Genomic DNA, 16,199 nt, shown 5'->3' with positions numbered 1-16,199 from the left:
CCACCATATCGAACGGAAGCGTGTGATGCTGGTGATCAGCGGCGTCGGTCTTGGTCAGCTTGATCGTCTCGCCCTCGACCTTGTCGACGGTGCCAACATGCTCGCCGTCCGACCCGGCGACTTCCATATGCTCCTTGATACGCAGCTTCTCGAACATAATGCCTCCTTGTTGACGGAAACCAACGCTCGGTCTGCGGCGAGGATGCATCAACACCCATGCGGTCGGCCTTGTTTATTAGATTCAAATCTACCTAGCCCTTTCCCGCAAACGAAGCTGAGGCGAGAAGGGCAGGGCAGGGCAGGACATCGGTGAGCCGTTGAGCGCTGCCGCCCCCAGCTTTCCCAAAACCTGTTCCCGATTGCTCATTCCCAAAACTCACTGGGTACGACGGAGAAATGGGACAGCTGCTTCGTCGCGAATGTCCTATGTTTTGCGACATACCGTAGGGCCGACGTCCGGCATAACCAACCTGAACGACCACCAATGTCGTTCATCTATGGCAACGCCCCTATCGCTATCTGTTCTCGGCACCGTCGATCTGGATAGCTTCCATTTGGCCAATCGCTAACTGGGGTATACCGAACGGAGCCAGCATGACGAACCCGATCCGCGCTGCGCGCGTGTACCTGCGCGTAAGCACCGACGAGCAGGACCTGACCCGGCAGGAAGCAATTGTCACCGGTGCGCGCGCAGCAGGCTATTACGTCGCGGCGGTTTACCGCGAGAAGGCGTCGGGCGCGCGGCCTGATCGGCCAGAGCTCTTACGCATGGTTGCTGACCTGCAGCCGGGCGAGGTGGTGGTTGCGGAGAAGATCGACCGGATCAGCCGTCTGCCATTACCCGAAGCCGAACTGCTGGTGGCGACGATCCGGGCGAAGGGCGCGCGGCTAGCCGTGCCAGGCATCGTCGATCTGTCCGAGCTTGTCGCTGACAGCGCCGGTGTCGCGCGCATCGTGCTCGAAGCGGTGCAGGACATGCTGCTGCGCGTCGCGCTTCAGACCGCACGAGACGACTATGAGACCCGGCGCGAGCGCCAGCGAGAGGGCATCGAGCTCGCCAAGCGAGCAGGGCGGTACAACGGCCGTAAGCCGGATATCGCCTTGCACAGGCGCATTGTTGGGCTGCGGGAGACAGGGATGAGCATCGCGCGCACGGCCGAGCTGGCGGGATGCAGCATAGCGCAGGTGAAGCGCGTTACGGCGCTGCATCGGGCACGGACGGGCTCAGGAAAAGCTCATGCCGAGCCTCGGTCTGCGGAAACTGGCGGAGGTGATTTATCGGTGCGCTTTGAATCTGGGTGAGGTCGGCGTTGGATGCCACGCGATTCAAGCCGCTAACGAAAGCATGTTCCTTCCGGCATTCTTGGAACGGTACAGTGCCTGATCCGCTGCAATGAGCGCGCCTTCCAAATCACCGTCGTCCGGGATCGGAGCGAGACCGACACTTACGGTCGCGGCCACCTGCCTGCCATCCGGCAGGGCGAGCCGCTCGGCGGCGAACTGCAGTCTAATACGTTCGCACGCGGCGCGTGCCTCGGCCAGCCTCACATCTAAGTAGAGCACAGCGAACTCTTCCCCACCAAGGCGTGCGACTGCATCCGTGCCGCGGGTATTCGCTGTGAGCACAGAGGCGAAGGTTCGAAGTACATCATCGCCCGAGGCGTGACCGAACGTGTCGTTCACCGCCTTGAAGCGATCTATGTCGAAGAGGGCGAGGAACTGCTGCCCAGGTTTGCCTGCCTGCGCGAGCCGCTCCCTAGCGATCTCTAGGCCACGGCGATTTGGAAGACCGGTTAGCGCGTCTGTCGCAGCGGCGCGGGCGAGGTCGAGCTCGACCGCCTTGCGGCGCGAGACCTCCCGCACCACGTTCACGGTTCCGCTCGCCTGGCCATGCTCGTCCGAAATGGCGCAGGCATGGCTTTCGAACCATGCCATCTCTCCCGACGCCTTCATCGCCCGGAACTCGAAAATGATGGTCTGGTCCGGCGAAAGCATAGCGCGCCGGTGCGCGTCGACGATCTGCTCCACGTCCTCAGGAGAGACGATCTCACGCGCAAGTTTGCCGACTACTGCTTCGGGCGCAAAGCCGGCGATCTTCATCAGCGATGGAGATACGAAGCTGATCCGGCCGTCTGCAGTGACCGCCATGATGATGTCGCCACTGCGGTCGGTAATGATTTTGTGAAGGGCGGCTTGCTCCTGCACCTCCGAAAAAAGGATCTTCCGCCGCTTCAGCTCCGTCGCCGCGGGAAGCGCCATCAGCGTCGCGACGGCAAGGTAGAGTTCGATAAGCTGGATTCTGCCGCCCGCACTCAGCTCCGGCATCGCAACAGGTCCCAGCCCGCGAGCAGTGCATACCGAGCCGATGATCGTCAGCAATAGTAGCGCCAAGGCGGCGCCTAATCGGCCGAACCGGAAGACCATCAGCATCAACGGAAGCAGCGGCACGAACAGGAGCGGCAGCTGCGTCTGAGCGAAGACGAGCACCGCAACCGTGACGTGCAGCGTGGTTAGGGCCGCGAGCTCATAAAGCTCTCTCCGGCGCACTGCCTTGCTCCACGCCGTGACGTCCCCGCCGATTACCAGCTTGACGATCGGCATGACCGTCAGTGTGCCCAGCGAATGGGCGACGAACCAGTTGAACGCGTTGCGCCAAACAGGAAGGTCTGCGGCCCCATGCGCAAGAAGACCTGCCGGTAGCGCGGTCGCGGCCGGGACCGCGAGCCCAGCGACCAGGAGCAAAAGGCCGAGTTCGCGCAGGGACGTGAGGTGACGAGGCGTCGGCTCGACCCGCCGCATGAGCCAGGCGATCGCAGCCCCTTCCGCAACGCCGAGCAGGGCGAATGGAAGGGCCACCTGCAAGCCAAGTCCGTGGATGGTGGTCGCGAGGGCGCTTGCGATTGCACAGCCCACCAGCCTCAGCGTCCAGGAGCGCTCCGGACGATAACGGAGATCGACCGCCAGCAACGGCGTGGCGAACCATAGAAGGGCAACGCCGCCTCCCACGCGCGTGTAGGTGACAGCTACATAGGCTGCGATGAAATAGGCGATGGCGAGAAGTGACGCTTGCGCAAGCTCCTTCCTCAGTATTTGCAAGAGGGTCACGTTCGGCATGCGAGAGTGTTAGGATAAAGTGCTTAACGAATGTTAATCGCGCCTCGGGCGAAGACGTCGTCGCGCCAGTTTGTGCCTCATTGTCGACGCGAGGAAGTGTCTCTAACCAACAACCACGAGCGGCGTCTCGGTGCGCTCGAGCAGGTCGCCGGTGACCCCACCGAGCAGGATCTCGCGGATGCGGGAATGAGCGAACCCGCCGATCGCGATCAGATCGGCACCGATTTCTTGCGCATAGAGAGTCAGCGTCTCCGCCTCGCTCTTGTCGTCGTTGACGACCCAGTGCCCCTGAGCGTCGAAACCGTGCCGGAGCAGGTGTCGTTTGACTTCGGCGTGCGCCTCCTGCTCGCCCTCGCAAGCGTGCAGGGACGTGCCGACCGTCACGACATCGATCAGCGCGCCCGGGTCAGCCAACTGCACCAGCGTGTGCATGGCACGGGTTGCCTCAGGTCCGGCCTTCCACCCGAGCACTGCGCGACGGACAGGTTTGAGCGTCTGCTCTTCAGGCAGGATCAGCAGCGGGGTTCCGCTGGCCCGGATGAGCGTCTCTGCGACGCGTCTGCGCAGCCACGGGTTCGCCCAGGTCTCGCGCGCGCCGATCGCGATCAGGTCGGCCACCTGCCGCCTTCGTTTGAGATTGCCGGCAAGCCAGCCGATGTCGTCATGCAGGCCGAAGATCTCGGCCGATGACCCGGCGGCGGCGAGATGAGCGCGCACCCGTTCGACATTGGCCTGATCGTCGCCCATCAACACCCACTCAGGAACGTATAGCGTTCCGAACGGCGCGGTCCCTGGCGAGGCTGTCGGAGCGGGCGTGAGCGCGGCGACCTCCAGCGTCGCTTCACGAGCCGCCGCGAGCTCGGCAACCGTCTTCAGGAAGGTTTGTGCGTGATCGCCGTCATCGACGATGGCCAAGATGTCCTTGATCATCGGCTTTCTCCCCAGGTCAGGCGGCGGTCGCCAGGTCGGTCTCTTGCAGCGGTGCCGCCTGGGCATTGATGTCCAGCACCACGCGTCCTTCGATCGACCCTGTCCGCATGCGATCGAAAACGTCGTTGATGCGCTCCAACGGCGCTGTTTCGACCGTCGCGCGGACCTTGCCGAGTGCAGCGAAGTCGAGCGCTTCCTGCAGGTCGAGGCGGGTTCCCACGATGGAGCCGCGCACGGTGATGCCGTTCAGCACCGTGTCGAAGATCGACAGCGGGAAGTCGCCCGGTGGCAGGCCGGTCAGCGACATGGTCCCGCCCCGACGCACCATCCCAAGCCCCTGTGCGAAGGCGGTGGTAGAGACCGCGGTTACGAGCACGCCATGCGCGCCGCCGATCGCCCGCTTGACGAAGGCGACCGGGTCGCTGGTAGCCGCGTTCACGGTCAGCGCGGCCCCGAGCCGTTCGGCCAGCCGCAGCTTGGCATCGTCCACATCGACCGCGATCACGTGCAGGCCCATCGCGACCGCATATTGGACCGCCATATGGCCCAGGCCGCCGATGCCGGACACGACCATCCAGTCCCCCGGCTTGGTGTCGGTGACCTTCAGTCCCTTGTAGACCGTGACGCCGGCGCATAGCACCGGCGCAATCTCGGCGAAGCTCACCCGATCGGGGAGGTGCCCGACATAGCCGGCATCGGCGACCACGTAGTCGGCGAAGCTGCCGTTGACCGAGTAGCCGGTGTTCTGCTGGCTCTCGCACAGCGTTTCCCAGCCGCCCAGGCAATGCGGGCAGTGGCCGCATGCGGAGTACAGCCAGGGCACGCCGACGCGATCGCCCTCCTTGACGTGGATGACGCCGGACCCGGTGCCGACGACGGTTCCGACACCCTCGTGACCCGGGATGAACGGCGGCGCCGGCTTGACCGGCCAATCGCCATCGGCAGCGTGGAGATCGGTGTGACAGACTCCGCAGGCCGCGACCTGCACCAGAATCTGCCCGGGGCCGGGGCGGGGGACGGCCACTTCCTCAATCACCAGCGGCTCGCCGAATCCGCGCACGACCGCGGCCCTCATCGTCTTGTCCATCGTCGATCTCCGTTGTGCGCGAAGTATCTCGCCCAAACAGAGATGGCGCGGCATTGGGGATGTTACGGAGGCGGCGAACCGGCTGACCCGCCCCTTGGTCGCCGATCTCAGGCGCGGGTCCGTCGTACGATCACCAAGGCGACGAGGCACAGGCCGGCAAGCCCGAACCAGGTCAGCGCATAGACGAGGTGATTGTTCTGGAAGCGGATGACGGTAAGCCCGGCGCGCGGCCAAGCGTGCTTCGGCCGGGCATCGGCGTCGGCATCGATAAAGTATGGCGCCACGCGAACGAGCTGGCGCGCAGCCGCGATCGCCTGGACATCGCGGGAGAACCAGCGATCTGCCACGGGATCATTGCGGCGGAGAAAGGCACCACCAGGCTCCGACGTCCTGAGCAGACCCGTGACGGTCGCGTGCGCCGGGAGGTTGCGAGCCCGGGTGGCCTGCACCGCACGCTCCGGGGGGACATAGCCCCGGTTGACGAGCACGACGAAGCCGGTGTCGGTGCCTAGCGGCGTGAGCACCCAGAAGCCCGTGCCCAGGTCCGTCACCGCCCGCACCAGCGTCTCGCGGTCGTGGAGGAAGCGACCGCGCGCGACGACGTGCAGATAGGCGTGGCGCTCACGTTCGATCGATGGCCAAACGGCCGGAGGCGGCGCAGACACGGGCGATGCCTGCACGCGCGCGTCCACCGCTTCGATCAGCGCCAGCTTCCAGCTTCGGCGCTCGACCTGCCAGATGCCGAGCGCGCTGAAGAGGACGATACCGAACACGGCCAGGACCGTGAGGGCGGTGCGCTTGCGCCTACCCGGACGCGACCGCCCCATCAACAATCTCGCTTCAGCGAACCGGGCCGGTCATGCCGCCGGGCATCGGCATCATGTTGGTGTTAAGGTGGAACATGACCCACACCGACCCACCGATCGTCAGCACCACGATGACCGCGGTGAACAGGAACGCCAGCAGCGTCCAACCGCCCTCGGAGCGGGTGTCCAGGTGCAGGAAGCAGACGACATGGACGACGATCTGCACCAGCGCGAGCGCGAAGATCACCGCGGCGGTCCAGCCCGGCGCGGGCCCCTGCTGCGACATGACAAGCCAGAAGGGCACGACCGTGAGGATGATCGCCAGCAGCGAGCCGATCCGGTGGCCGCGGCGGCTGCCGTGACCCATCGTGTCGCCGTGCGCGTGGAGCGCGTGATCGTAGGGTTCGGTGCTCAACGGATCACTCCATACAGGTACACGAAGGTGAAAACGCCGATCCAGATGATGTCCAGGAAGTGCCAGAACATCGACAGGCAGATCAGCCGCCGCTTCATCGGCAGCGACAGGCCGTGCTGCCCGAGCTGGATCAGCATGACTGTGAGCCAGATCAGGCCTACCGCGACGTGGGCGCCGTGCGTGCCCACCAGCGTGAAGAAGGCCGATAGGAAGGCGCTGCGCTGCGGGCTCGCGCCTTCGGCGATCAGCTGCCCGAACTCGTAAAGCTCGATGCCGAGGAAGGCGAGGCCGAGCAGCCCCGTGATCGCCAGCCACGCCCGGGTCTGCCCGACCCGGCCGGCCTCCATGTGCGGCATGGCTTCGCCGAAGGTGATGGAGGAGGCAAGCAGCAGCGCGGTGTTGAGCGCGACGAGCTTAAGGTCGAAGATCTCGCGCGGGATCGGACCGCCGGCATAGCTGGTGCTCACCACGCCGAACATCGCGAACAGCGAGGCGAAGATGAGCGCATCGCTCATCAGGTAGATCCAGAAGCCCAGGATCGTGGCGCCGCCTCCGCCGTGATCATGGTCCTCCTGCTCGGCAAGGTGCCAGGTCGGGCTGGCCGCGCGAGGGTCGAGTGCGTGGTCCGTCATGTCAGGCTCCGGCGCCGAGCAGCAGCTGCTGCCGCTGGCTTTCTGTGCGGGACACCTCGTCCGCGGGGATGAAGTAATCGCGATTGAGATTGAAGGTGTGGCCGATGGCGACCGCCAGCAGGCCGGCGAAGCTGAGCGCGGCGAGCCACCACATGTACCAGACCATGCCGAAGCCGAGCGCCAGAGCGAGGCCGGAGAGGATGACGCCCGTGCCAGTGTTGCGCGGCATGTGGACCGGCCGGAAGCCGTCACGGGGCCGCTCGTACCCGCGTGCCTTCATGTCGTGCCAGGCGTCGAGCGCGTGGACCACCGGCGTGATCGCGAAGTTGTAGGCCGGCGGAGGCGAGCTGGTCGACCATTCCAACGTCCGGCCGTTCCACGGATCGCCGGTCGTGTCGCGGAGCTGCTCGCGCTTCAGGAACCCGACGAGGATGCTCATGACGAAGCCGAGGATGCCGACCAGGATGATGAGCGCGCCGATCGCCGCGATCACGAAGTAGGGCTGGATACTGGGGTCGTCGAAGTGGTTGACCCGGCGCGGCTCGCCCATCAGGCCGACAATGTAGATCGGCGTCCAGGCGACCCAGTAACCGATCACCCAGCCCCAGAAGGCGACCTTGCCCCAGAACTCGTCGAGCTTGAAGCCGAACGCCTTGGGGAACCAGTACACCATCGCCGCGAACAGGCCGAATACCACGCCGCCGATGATCGTGTTGTGGAAGTGCGCGACCAGGAACAGCGAGTTGTGGAAGACGAAGTCGGCGGGCGGGATCGCCAGCAGCACGCCGGTCATGCCGCCGACGACGAAGGTCAGCATGAAGGCGACCACCCACATCATCGGCAGCTCGAAGCGGACGTCTCCCTTGTACATGGTGAACAGCCAGTTGAAGACCTTGGCGCCCGTCGGGATCGAGATCACCATGGTGGCGATCCCGAAGAAGCTGTTGACGCTGGGGCCCGCGCCCATGGTGAAGAAGTGGTGCAGCCAGACCAGGTACGACAGGATGGTGATGACCACCGTGGCATAGACCATTGACGAGTAGCCGAAGAGCGGCTTGCCCGAGAAGGTGGAGGTGATCTCGGAATACATGCCGAACGCCGGCAGGATCAGAACGTATACCTCCGGGTGGCCCCAGATCCAAACCATGTTCCAATACATCATCGGCGCGCCGCCAAGGTCGTTGGTGAAGAACGCGGTGCCGATGTAGCGATCGAGCATCAGCAGGAAGAAGGCGGCGGTGAGCGCCGGGAAGATCGCGATCGCCAGCACGTTGGAGCAGAGCGCGGTCCAGACGAACACCGGCATTTTCATCATGGTCATGCCCGGCGCGCGCATCTTCACGACGGTGGCGACCATGTTGATGGCGCTGAGCGTCGTTCCGACGCCCGCGATCTGGAGCGCCCAGAGATAGTAGTCGACGCCGGTATCGGGACTGTACTGCAGCCCGGCGAGCGGCGCATAGGACAGCCAGCCGGTGCGCGCGAACTCGCCAACGAACAGCGAGATCATCACCAGCACCGCGCCCGCGACCGTGAGCCAGAAGCTAAGATTGTTGAGGAACGGGAAGGCCACGTCGCGCGCGCCGATCTGGAGCGGCATGACGTAGTTGATGATGCCCACCACTAGCGGGATCGCCACGAAGAAGATCATGATCGTTCCGTGCGCGGTGAAGATCTGATCATAATGGTGCGGCGGGAGGTATCCCTCGTTCGCGCCGAACGCGATCGCCTGCTGCGCGCGCATCATCAGCGCGTCGGCGAAGCCACGCAGCAGCATGACGATGCCTAGGATGATGTACATGATGCCGACCTTCTTGTGGTCGACGCTCGTGAACCATTCGGACCAGAGATAGCCCCACAGGCGATAGCGCGTGACCACACCGACGATGCCGAGCCCCAGCAGCGACACGACGATGAAGGTGCCGAACAGAATGGGCTCGTGAATCGGGAACGATTCAAACGTCAGCCGGCCGAAAATAGTCTTGAGGATGGAGTCGCTCATCGTGGTTCCGATCGCGCGGGGGTCAGGCCCGCACGGCGCCAGCGGCGCCGCGGAGGAAGGAGGGAAGGGCGGAAAGGTCGCGGTTGCGCTGGTCGCCCGGCTTCAGCTGGCCTGGAGCCTTCCCGGGCTTCGCCGGCTTGGTGACATTCGGGCCTGAGCCCTTGTCTTCGGGCGCCTTCTGGAGCGCGGGCGTGGGCTTTTCACCCATGATCGGCGCGGCGCCGCGGCCGGGCGGCATGCCGGCGCCCATGCGGTGATCGTGCGGGTTGCCGCCGGCACGCGCCATGTCGCGCGTCATCACGTCCATCATGCACGGCTTGCCTGCCTCGACGCAGCGGTTGACGATGCGATCGAACAGCTGCGGCTGCACGGCGGCGAAGCGCATCACCGGCACCTTCTCGCTCGGCTTCGCCAAGGCGACGAAACGCTCCGTGGGAAGCGAGCCGCCTTGCGCCTTCACTCCGGCCACCCAACGTGCGAAGTCTGCCGGCGACTGCCCGTGCATCTTGAAGCGCATGTTGGAGTAACCTGCGCCGGAATAGTTGGCGGAGTAGCCCTCGCTCGTTCCCGGCTTGTTCAGGACCGCATTCAGCTCGGAGCGCATGCCCGGCATGGCGTAAATCATGCCTGCCAGCGTCGGCACGTAGAAAGTGTTGAACTGATCGTTGGAGGTGATGGAGAAGCGCACCGGCACGTCCACCGGCAGAGCCAGCTCGTTCACCGTGGCGATGCCCTGCTCGGGATAGATGAACAACCACTTCCAATCGAGCGCGACAGCCTGGATCTCGAGCGGCTTGGTGCCGGCGGGCACCGGGCGGCCCGGCGAGATCCGCTCCAGCGGCCGGAAGGGATCGAGCAGGTGCGTGCTGGTCCAGGTCACGGCGCTCAGCGCAATGATGATCAGCAGCGGGCACGACCAGATCACCAGCTCCAGCGTGGTGGAGTGGGTGAAGCTCGGATCGTAGGTCTTGTTCGCGTTGCCGCGGCGGTACTTGCGCGCGAACACCACGGTCAGCACCATGACCGGCACGATGATGAGCAGCATGACGCCTGTAGAGAACAGGATCAGGTCGCGCTGCTGGACCGCGATGTCGCCGGTGGGGTTCATGACCACCATGTCGCAGCCGCCGAGCAGTGCCGGCAGCGCCAGCATCGCCAGACGCTGTGGCAGGCGCAGAGCGCGTCGCATGAGGTTGGATCCTGTCTTGAGCATGCCCGTCCGCTAACCGGCACGCCGCCCTCTCGACTTTGACAAAAGTCAAAGGTTCGCCGGTCGCCCGAGATTACGAGAAGACGTCAGATTGAAGGACTTGGAAGCATGGTAGCCAGCACCCTGGGCCCGGCGAACTCGACGGCACTTGAGCGAGACGCCAGCCTCATCAATGCCGAACGGCACGACGTTCGCCCGGGCGACATCGCCGTCGGCGTCATCATCGGCCGCTCGACCGAGTTCTTCGACTTCTTCGTCTACGCGATCGCGTCGGTGCTGGTGTTCCCAAGCCTGATCTTCCCCGACGTGAGCCCGGTGACGGGAACGCTCTACTCCTTCGCGATCTTCGCGCTGGCCTTTGTCGCGCGCCCGTTCGGCGCGATGGCGTTCCTGTGGCTGGATCGGAGGCACGGGCGAGGGGTCAAGCTGACGGTGGCCATGTTCCTGCTGGGCGGCTCGACCGCGGCCATGGCGTTCCTGCCTGGCCATGCGCAGGTCGGCTGGATCGCTGCGGCCCTGCTCGCGCTCTTCCGGATCGGGCAGGGGATCGCGCAGGGCGGCACATGGGACGGGCTGCCGGCGCTCCTGTCGCTGAACGCACCGGCCAACCGCCGCGGCTGGTTCGCCATGATCCCGCAGCTCGGCGCACCGATCGGCCTGTTCGTGGCCGCGGCCGTGTTCGCGTTCCTGCTCAACACGTTGAAGATGAGCGACTTCCTCGACTGGGGCTGGCGCTATCCCTTCTTCGTCGCCTTTGTTATCAACGTGGTCGCGCTGTTCGCCCGGCTTCGGCTCATCTCGACGCCCGAGTTCCAGGAGCTGTTCGAAAGCCGAGAGCTGCAGCCCTCGCCCGTTACCCAGATGTTCCGGGAGGAGGGGCGCACCGTGGTGCTCGGCGCCTTCGCCGCGCTCGCCAGCTTTGCGCTATTTCACCTCGTCACCGTCTTCCCGCTCTCCTGGGTGGTGCTGAATGGGGGCAGCGCTATCCGCTTCCTGACCATCGAAATGGTGGGTGCAGCCGTCGGACTCCTTGCGGTCACGGCTTCAGGGGCCATCGCCGACCGGATCGGCCGGCGGGTGCTGCTGGGCGTGTCGGCGGCGATGATCGGCGCGTACAGCGGGTTCGCACCGCAGCTCCTTGATCGCGGGCCGGCGGGCGAGTGGACCTACATGATCCTCGGTTTCGTCCTGCTCGGGCTGTCGTTCGGGCAATCGTCCGGCGCGACCAACGGCAGCTTCTCGCCCCGGCATCGCTACACGGGTGCAGGTACCACCGCGACGGCGGCCTGGTTCGTCGGTGCCGCCTTTGCACCGTTGGCGGCGCTGTTCCTCGCCAGCCGCTTCGGGCTGATCGCCGTGGGGGCGTACCTGCTGTCGGGCGCCGCCTGCACGCTGGGCGCGCTCGCGCTGAACCGTGACTGGGGCCGCAAGGCCGCCTGAGCCGGCCACCGCTACTGGAGTGAAGCCATGATGTTCCGTCACCTCGTTGTGCTCGCCAACCCGACGCCTGAAGGGTTCGACCACGCCATCGTCGATGCCTATCGGGAGGCGGTTGCAGCCAACCACCATAGCGTCGAGGTCCGCGATCTCTATGCATTGGGGTTCGACCCGGTGCTGCGCACCAGCGAGCGTCCGACTGAACCCGGCTGGTCGCCTGCAGCGGACGTCGCAGCCGAACTAGCCCATCTGGAGCGCTGCGACATTGTCGTCTTCGTCTACCCGATCTGGTTCGGCCTGCCGCCGGCCATGCTGAAGGGCTATGTCGAGCGTGTACTGGGGGCGGGCTACACCTTCCGCGATCTGCAGGCTGCTTCCGGGCAGTCGGTGGTCGCAGGAAAGCCACTTCTGTCGTTCAGCACGTCAGGCGCCTCGCTCCCCTGGCTCAACGAGCAGGGGCAGGTACTGTCGTTGAAAGAGGTGTTTGACGTCTATCTCTGGCGTGGACTGGGTATGGGACAGGCCGAGCACATTCGAATCGACTCCGTCGTGCCTGACATGGATGCCTCTTACGCCGGGGAGCAGTTGGAGCGGGTGCGCCAGGCCGCGGACAAGGCGTGCGCGATGCTCGCTGACGGTCGGTACCGCGCGCAGGCTCAGGCGGCGCTGCAGCGGCGTTCGCAAGAGGATAGCAGCCGGACGCAGTGACCAGAAAGCTGGAGGCTTTGCCGTGGAACAGCCTTTCTCGCAGGTGCTGCCCTTCGTGCGCAGGTCCAAGGTCATCGACGAGGTCGATGTTGGAGCTCTTTTGTCGGATCATGCCGACATCAGAGAAATGTGCGACCGGGTGGAAGCGCTCGCCGATCGCCTCCTGGAGGCACCGGACCATGACGAGCGTAGTGCGATCGCCGACCTGATCCAAAGCCGCTTCAGAAAGCATGTCGAGATCACCAGCAGGTTTCTCGACCGCGTGTTCGCGGGCGAACAGCTCCGCGTCGGGGCGGGTATGTTGCGACGCATCCTTCTTGAGCAGGTCGCGATCGGCATGCACGCGGAGGATGTCGGCGAGATGCTCCGAGAGAAGGGTGTCGACGACTCGCGAACGGACATGCTCAGCTACATGCTTCGCTGCCTGTTCGATGGTTGCCGGCGCTTGCTGGACTATGAAGAGCTGGCGTTCCTGTATCTGGGCGCTCGCCGATACACGCCGGGCGCAAGAATGACGCTGGAACAGGCGCTCGACGGAGCGTCCCACTAGGTTGCTGCCGCGAGCGCCGGCCGATGGAGGGCTCGCGGCCAATCACCATTTGTGGGCCAGGCCCCAATCAGGGATGCCGGCGTTCGCTGACGGTCACGAACATCATGGTCAGCATAAAAAGGCCCATGGCGCCTGCCGCGAGATACAGAAACCAGTCGTTCGGAAGATGGATCATCGTCGCCTCCTTTTGCTCGAGGCCTACGGGGTGCCGCGCTACTCGGCTGCTGCCGTTGACCAACCGCAAGGGCGTTGATCCGGCATTATACGTAGCGGCTCTGACATTTGACGATCGTCAAGGCGCAGGCAAATGTCGCCGGTCATCGCACGCTCATGACCGCTTACCATGCTGACCTCGCCGCGCTGAGTGTGCCACGCTACACCAGCTATCCAACCGCAGTTTCGTTCAGCGGGAAGGTGGGAGCTTCCGAACAACGGCAAGCGCTGGGAGCGCTGGCCGATGACGCAAAGCTCTCGCTCTACCTGCACGTTCCCTTTTGCGAGACGATCTGCTGGTACTGCGGGTGCAACACCGGTGCCGTCGGCCGCGCGAGCCGGGTCACCCGGTACGTCGAGGCGCTGCTAAGTGAGATTGAAACGGTAGCGCAGCTCGTCCGCGGCTGCGTCACCCATGTCCACTTCGGCGGCGGCAGCCCCAATGCCCTGCCGGCAGCCGAGTTCAGTAGGATCTGCGCGGCGCTTCAGCGATCGTTCCGGGTCGACCCTGCCGCCGAATGGGCTGCGGAACTCGATCCGCGTAGTCTCGACGCCGATTATGCCCGCACGCTGGCCGGCTGCGGTATCACGCGGGCCAGCCTCGGCGCCCAAACCTTTTCCCTGCGGATCCAGCAGCAGATCAACCGAGTACAGCCGTTCCGGGAGGTGGCGCTCCGCGCGGCCGAGCTGCGCGCGGCCGGTGTTGCCGCCATCAATCTCGACCTCATGTACGGACTGCCCGGCCAGACGCTGGATGACATCGCATGCACGCTTGCGCGGACGCGGTTGCTTGCACCCTCCCGTGTGGCGATGTTCGGCTACGCGCACATGCCCCGGATGCTGCCGCGCCAGCGCATGATCGACGACACGCTGCTGCCGAACGCGCATGCTCGCTTCACGCAGTCGCTGCTGGCTCATGAGATGCTCGAGGAGCAGGGTTTTGCCACAATCGGCTTCGACCACTACGCCAGGCCCGACGACCCGCTCGCCGAAGCCGCGGCGGCCGGTCGCCTCCGGCGCAACTTTCAGGGTTTCACGGATGACGACGCCGATGCCCTGATCGGCCTCGGTGCTTCCGCAATCAGTCAGGTGGGCAACGTCATCGTACAGAACGGGAAGCACCTCGGTCGGTATGTCGAAATGGTGAACTCCGGTGGGCTGGCCGGGGTCAAAGGCGTCACGCTACAGCCGACTGATCGTGCGCGCGGCTGGGTGATCGAGCGGCTGCTCTGCGACGGGCAGGTGGACCTGGACATCGCGCACCGGACGTTCGGCATTCGTGGACTGCTCGACCGAAGGGCTCATGATCGGCTGGAAGATCTTGTGCTGCGCGGCCTGGTGACGATCTCGGGCGCGACGCTCGCGCTGACCCCGGAGGGGAAGCCCTACGCCCGCCTGGTCGCTAGCGCGTTCGACGAGCACTCGGCGCTCAACGTCCAGCGGTTCAGCCGCGCAGTCTGATCTTCGGGCGCAAAAAAGCGGCCACGTCGGGGAACCGGCGTGGCCGCTGAGTTCGGCCGGAGAAAGGGCGTTAGAAGCGCATGCCGACGCCGACGCCGATTACCAGCGGATCGATGCTGACACGCACACGGTTCGTCCCCGCGGCGGTGGTCAGCCGGGCCGTGGTGTCAATGTCGATGTACTTGACGTCGACGTTCAGGAAGGTGCGAGGCCCGATGTCGACATCGACGCCCGCCTGCAGTGCGTAACCGGCGCTGTCGCTCATGCGCACCTTCGTCGACCCGAGCGCGCCTTCCAGTGCGTCGCTGGCATTCTCGGCATAGAAGACCGTGTAATTGACGCCGGCGCCCACATAGGGCCGGATCTTGCCGGTGGGCGCGAGATGGTATTGCAGGGTCAGCGTCGGCGGCAGCACCCACGTACTCGCAACCGTATCGATGGCGGCGATTGAGCCTCGCCCCGTCGCCTTGTGCTTCGTCGTGGCGACGATCAGCTCCGCGCCGATGTGGTCGGTCGCCATGTAGGTGAAATCAACCTCGGGCATCACGCTGTCGGTCACGCCCACCCGGCTGCCCGGAAGGCCGGAAACCTCACCGGAACTCTCCGTCGGCGACACCACGATGCCGCGGACGCGCACCAGCCAGTCGCCGGCGGCGGTCTGCGCCGCGGCCATGCCGGGAGTGAGCAATGCCGCGGTGAACAGGGCGGCGGTCAGGTAGGCGCGCATGGGAGACTCCTCGAAGTGAGCTCCGCGGCTAGTCCCTGATCTCCCGGTCTCGATTTGACCTGCGACAACCCGGGACCTTCGTACAATCCCTTATGCCCGAGGGCGCGGCAGCTCCTTATCGGCGGTGGGGAAGGGAAGTATGATGCAATTGGCCGCCGCTCAGTCGACACTCTCATCGCGTTGCATGGGCTGCGCTGCCCGCAGCCGTTCGCTCTGCAGCAACTTCTCGCCGGAGGCGGCACGCGAGTTCGACCGGCTCGCCCGCCCGATCACGCTCGCGCGCGGCGAGACGCTGGTCTGGGAGGATGACGACACGCTGCTCGTCGGCTTCGTCGTGTCCGGAGTCCTTAAGCTGACCGCGTCGCTCGCCGATGGACGCGAGCAGATTCTGGGACTTGCCGGCATGGGGGACGTGGTCGGCAGGCCGTTCGGTACACGGAGCAGCTATTCCGTCACAGCGCTCGGACAGACCCGGCTTTGCGTTTTGGGGCGACCGGCCTTCGAGCAGTTCGCCGCAACCCACCCGGAGGTCGAGCATGCACTGCTGCTGCGCGCCCTGGACGAGCTCGACAGGGCGCGTCGATGGATGCTGTTGCTCGGCCGCAAGTCGGCCGGTGAGCGGGTTGCCAGCCTGCTAGTCGAGTTTGCGGAACGATCGCCAGAGGACAACGTCGCGTTTCCCCTCACCCGACAGCAGATGGGCGACCTTCTGGGGCTCTCGCTCGAGACAGTCAGCCGCGAGCTGAGCAAGCTCAAGGCCAGAGGCCTGATCACCTTGTCGGTGAAGCATTTCCGCGTCGAGGACGAGGCGTGCCTTCGCCAGCGCGCGGCCTGACATCCGGAACATTGCGGATATTGGCGCCGCGGTCGCCCTCCTAGCATCGATCCAGGCTAGAGGAGGGAACCC

16 protein-coding genes are annotated in these 16,199 nt (G+C 65.2%); 6 read left to right on the top strand and 10 right to left on the bottom strand.

Annotated features, from left to right (window positions below; all coding sequences use genetic code 11):
- On the bottom strand, positions 1-127 hold a 127-nt coding region (locus MF607_RS20360), incomplete at its 3' end, for a DUF2171 domain-containing protein (RefSeq protein WP_431311982.1).
- A 467-nt stretch (positions 128-594) separates the two neighbouring features.
- On the opposite strand from MF607_RS20360, the gene MF607_RS20355 reads away from it, so the two are divergent.
- Positions 595-1,302, top strand: coding sequence for a recombinase family protein (locus MF607_RS20355; RefSeq protein WP_209308654.1), 708 nt, complete (start codon positions 595-597; stop codon positions 1,300-1,302).
- A 24-nt stretch (positions 1,303-1,326) separates the two neighbouring features.
- Here MF607_RS20355 and MF607_RS20350 read toward each other — a convergent pair whose 3' ends face one another.
- The 8 genes from MF607_RS20350 to cyoA form a co-directional block, all read right to left on the bottom strand.
- Positions 1,327-3,114: a sensor domain-containing diguanylate cyclase gene (locus MF607_RS20350; protein WP_037447245.1), complete on the bottom strand. Its 1,788-nt coding sequence runs from the start codon at positions 3,112-3,114 to the stop codon at positions 1,327-1,329.
- Between the two features lie 102 nt (positions 3,115-3,216).
- Positions 3,217-4,044: a universal stress protein gene (locus MF607_RS20345; protein ID WP_037447240.1), complete on the bottom strand. Its 828-nt coding sequence runs from the start codon at positions 4,042-4,044 to the stop codon at positions 3,217-3,219.
- Between the two features lie 16 nt (positions 4,045-4,060).
- On the bottom strand, positions 4,061-5,131 hold the full coding sequence (gene adhP, locus MF607_RS20340; protein WP_037447237.1) for an alcohol dehydrogenase AdhP: 1,071 nt from the start codon (positions 5,129-5,131) through the stop codon (positions 4,061-4,063).
- 107 nt (positions 5,132-5,238) lie between these two features.
- Positions 5,239-5,904, bottom strand: a complete 666-nt coding sequence (locus MF607_RS20335; RefSeq protein ID WP_322788196.1) for an SURF1 family protein — start codon at positions 5,902-5,904, stop codon at positions 5,239-5,241.
- A gap of 67 nt (positions 5,905-5,971) precedes the next feature.
- Complete coding sequence (gene cyoD / locus MF607_RS20330) at positions 5,972-6,352, bottom strand: cytochrome o ubiquinol oxidase subunit IV (protein ID WP_037447234.1); 381 nt, start codon at positions 6,350-6,352, stop codon at positions 5,972-5,974.
- Positions 6,349-6,984 carry a cytochrome o ubiquinol oxidase subunit III gene (gene cyoC, locus MF607_RS20325; RefSeq protein WP_037447231.1) on the bottom strand — a complete coding sequence of 212 codons (636 nt, stop codon included), beginning with the start codon at positions 6,982-6,984 and terminating at the stop codon, positions 6,349-6,351. Before cyoC ends, cyoD begins: the two co-directional genes overlap by 4 nt.
- Before the next feature lies 1 nt (position 6,985).
- The gene (gene cyoB / locus MF607_RS20320) at positions 6,986-8,986 is read right to left on the bottom strand and encodes a cytochrome o ubiquinol oxidase subunit I (protein ID WP_037447228.1); all 2,001 of its coding nucleotides are present in this window, start codon (positions 8,984-8,986) and stop codon (positions 6,986-6,988) included.
- Positions 8,987-9,008: 22 nt separating this feature from the next.
- On the bottom strand, positions 9,009-10,139 hold the full coding sequence (cyoA, locus tag MF607_RS20315) for a ubiquinol oxidase subunit II (protein ID WP_239024934.1): 1,131 nt from the start codon (positions 10,137-10,139) through the stop codon (positions 9,009-9,011).
- Positions 10,140-10,304: 165 nt separating this feature from the next.
- On the opposite strand from cyoA, the gene MF607_RS20310 reads away from it, so the two are divergent.
- The 4 genes from MF607_RS20310 to hemN all read left to right on the top strand — a co-directional run bounded on the left by MF607_RS20310 (position 10,305) and on the right by hemN (position 14,565).
- Positions 10,305-11,636: an MFS transporter gene (locus MF607_RS20310; protein WP_037447225.1), complete on the top strand. Its 1,332-nt coding sequence runs from the start codon at positions 10,305-10,307 to the stop codon at positions 11,634-11,636.
- Positions 11,637-11,663: 27 nt separating this feature from the next.
- Positions 11,664-12,341: an NAD(P)H-dependent oxidoreductase gene (locus MF607_RS20305; RefSeq protein ID WP_051749601.1), complete on the top strand. Its 678-nt coding sequence runs from the start codon at positions 11,664-11,666 to the stop codon at positions 12,339-12,341.
- A 22-nt stretch (positions 12,342-12,363) separates the two neighbouring features.
- Entirely contained in the window at positions 12,364-12,891 is a 528-nt protein-coding gene (locus tag MF607_RS20300) for a hypothetical protein (protein ID WP_037447224.1), read from the top strand.
- 282 nt (positions 12,892-13,173) lie between these two features.
- Positions 13,174-14,565: an oxygen-independent coproporphyrinogen III oxidase gene (hemN, locus tag MF607_RS20295; protein ID WP_307724545.1), complete on the top strand. Its 1,392-nt coding sequence runs from the start codon at positions 13,174-13,176 to the stop codon at positions 14,563-14,565.
- A 70-nt stretch (positions 14,566-14,635) separates the two neighbouring features.
- Here hemN and MF607_RS20290 read toward each other — a convergent pair whose 3' ends face one another.
- Complete coding sequence (locus tag MF607_RS20290; protein WP_037447221.1) at positions 14,636-15,292, bottom strand: OmpW/AlkL family protein; 657 nt, start codon at positions 15,290-15,292, stop codon at positions 14,636-14,638.
- A 139-nt stretch (positions 15,293-15,431) separates the two neighbouring features.
- Here MF607_RS20290 and MF607_RS20285 point away from each other — a divergent pair, with 139 nt between their 5' ends.
- Positions 15,432-16,127: a Crp/Fnr family transcriptional regulator gene (locus tag MF607_RS20285; protein ID WP_239024935.1), complete on the top strand. Its 696-nt coding sequence runs from the start codon at positions 15,432-15,434 to the stop codon at positions 16,125-16,127.
- Positions 16,128-16,199 lie beyond the last annotated feature (72 nt).

The organism is Sphingomonas lacusdianchii, assembly GCF_022664395.1.
Taxonomy (GTDB): Bacteria; Pseudomonadota; Alphaproteobacteria; order Sphingomonadales; family Sphingomonadaceae; genus Sphingomonas; species Sphingomonas lacusdianchii.
The sequence above is the reverse complement of the archived record's forward strand: the minus strand, read 5'-3'. Positions and strand labels throughout refer to the sequence as shown.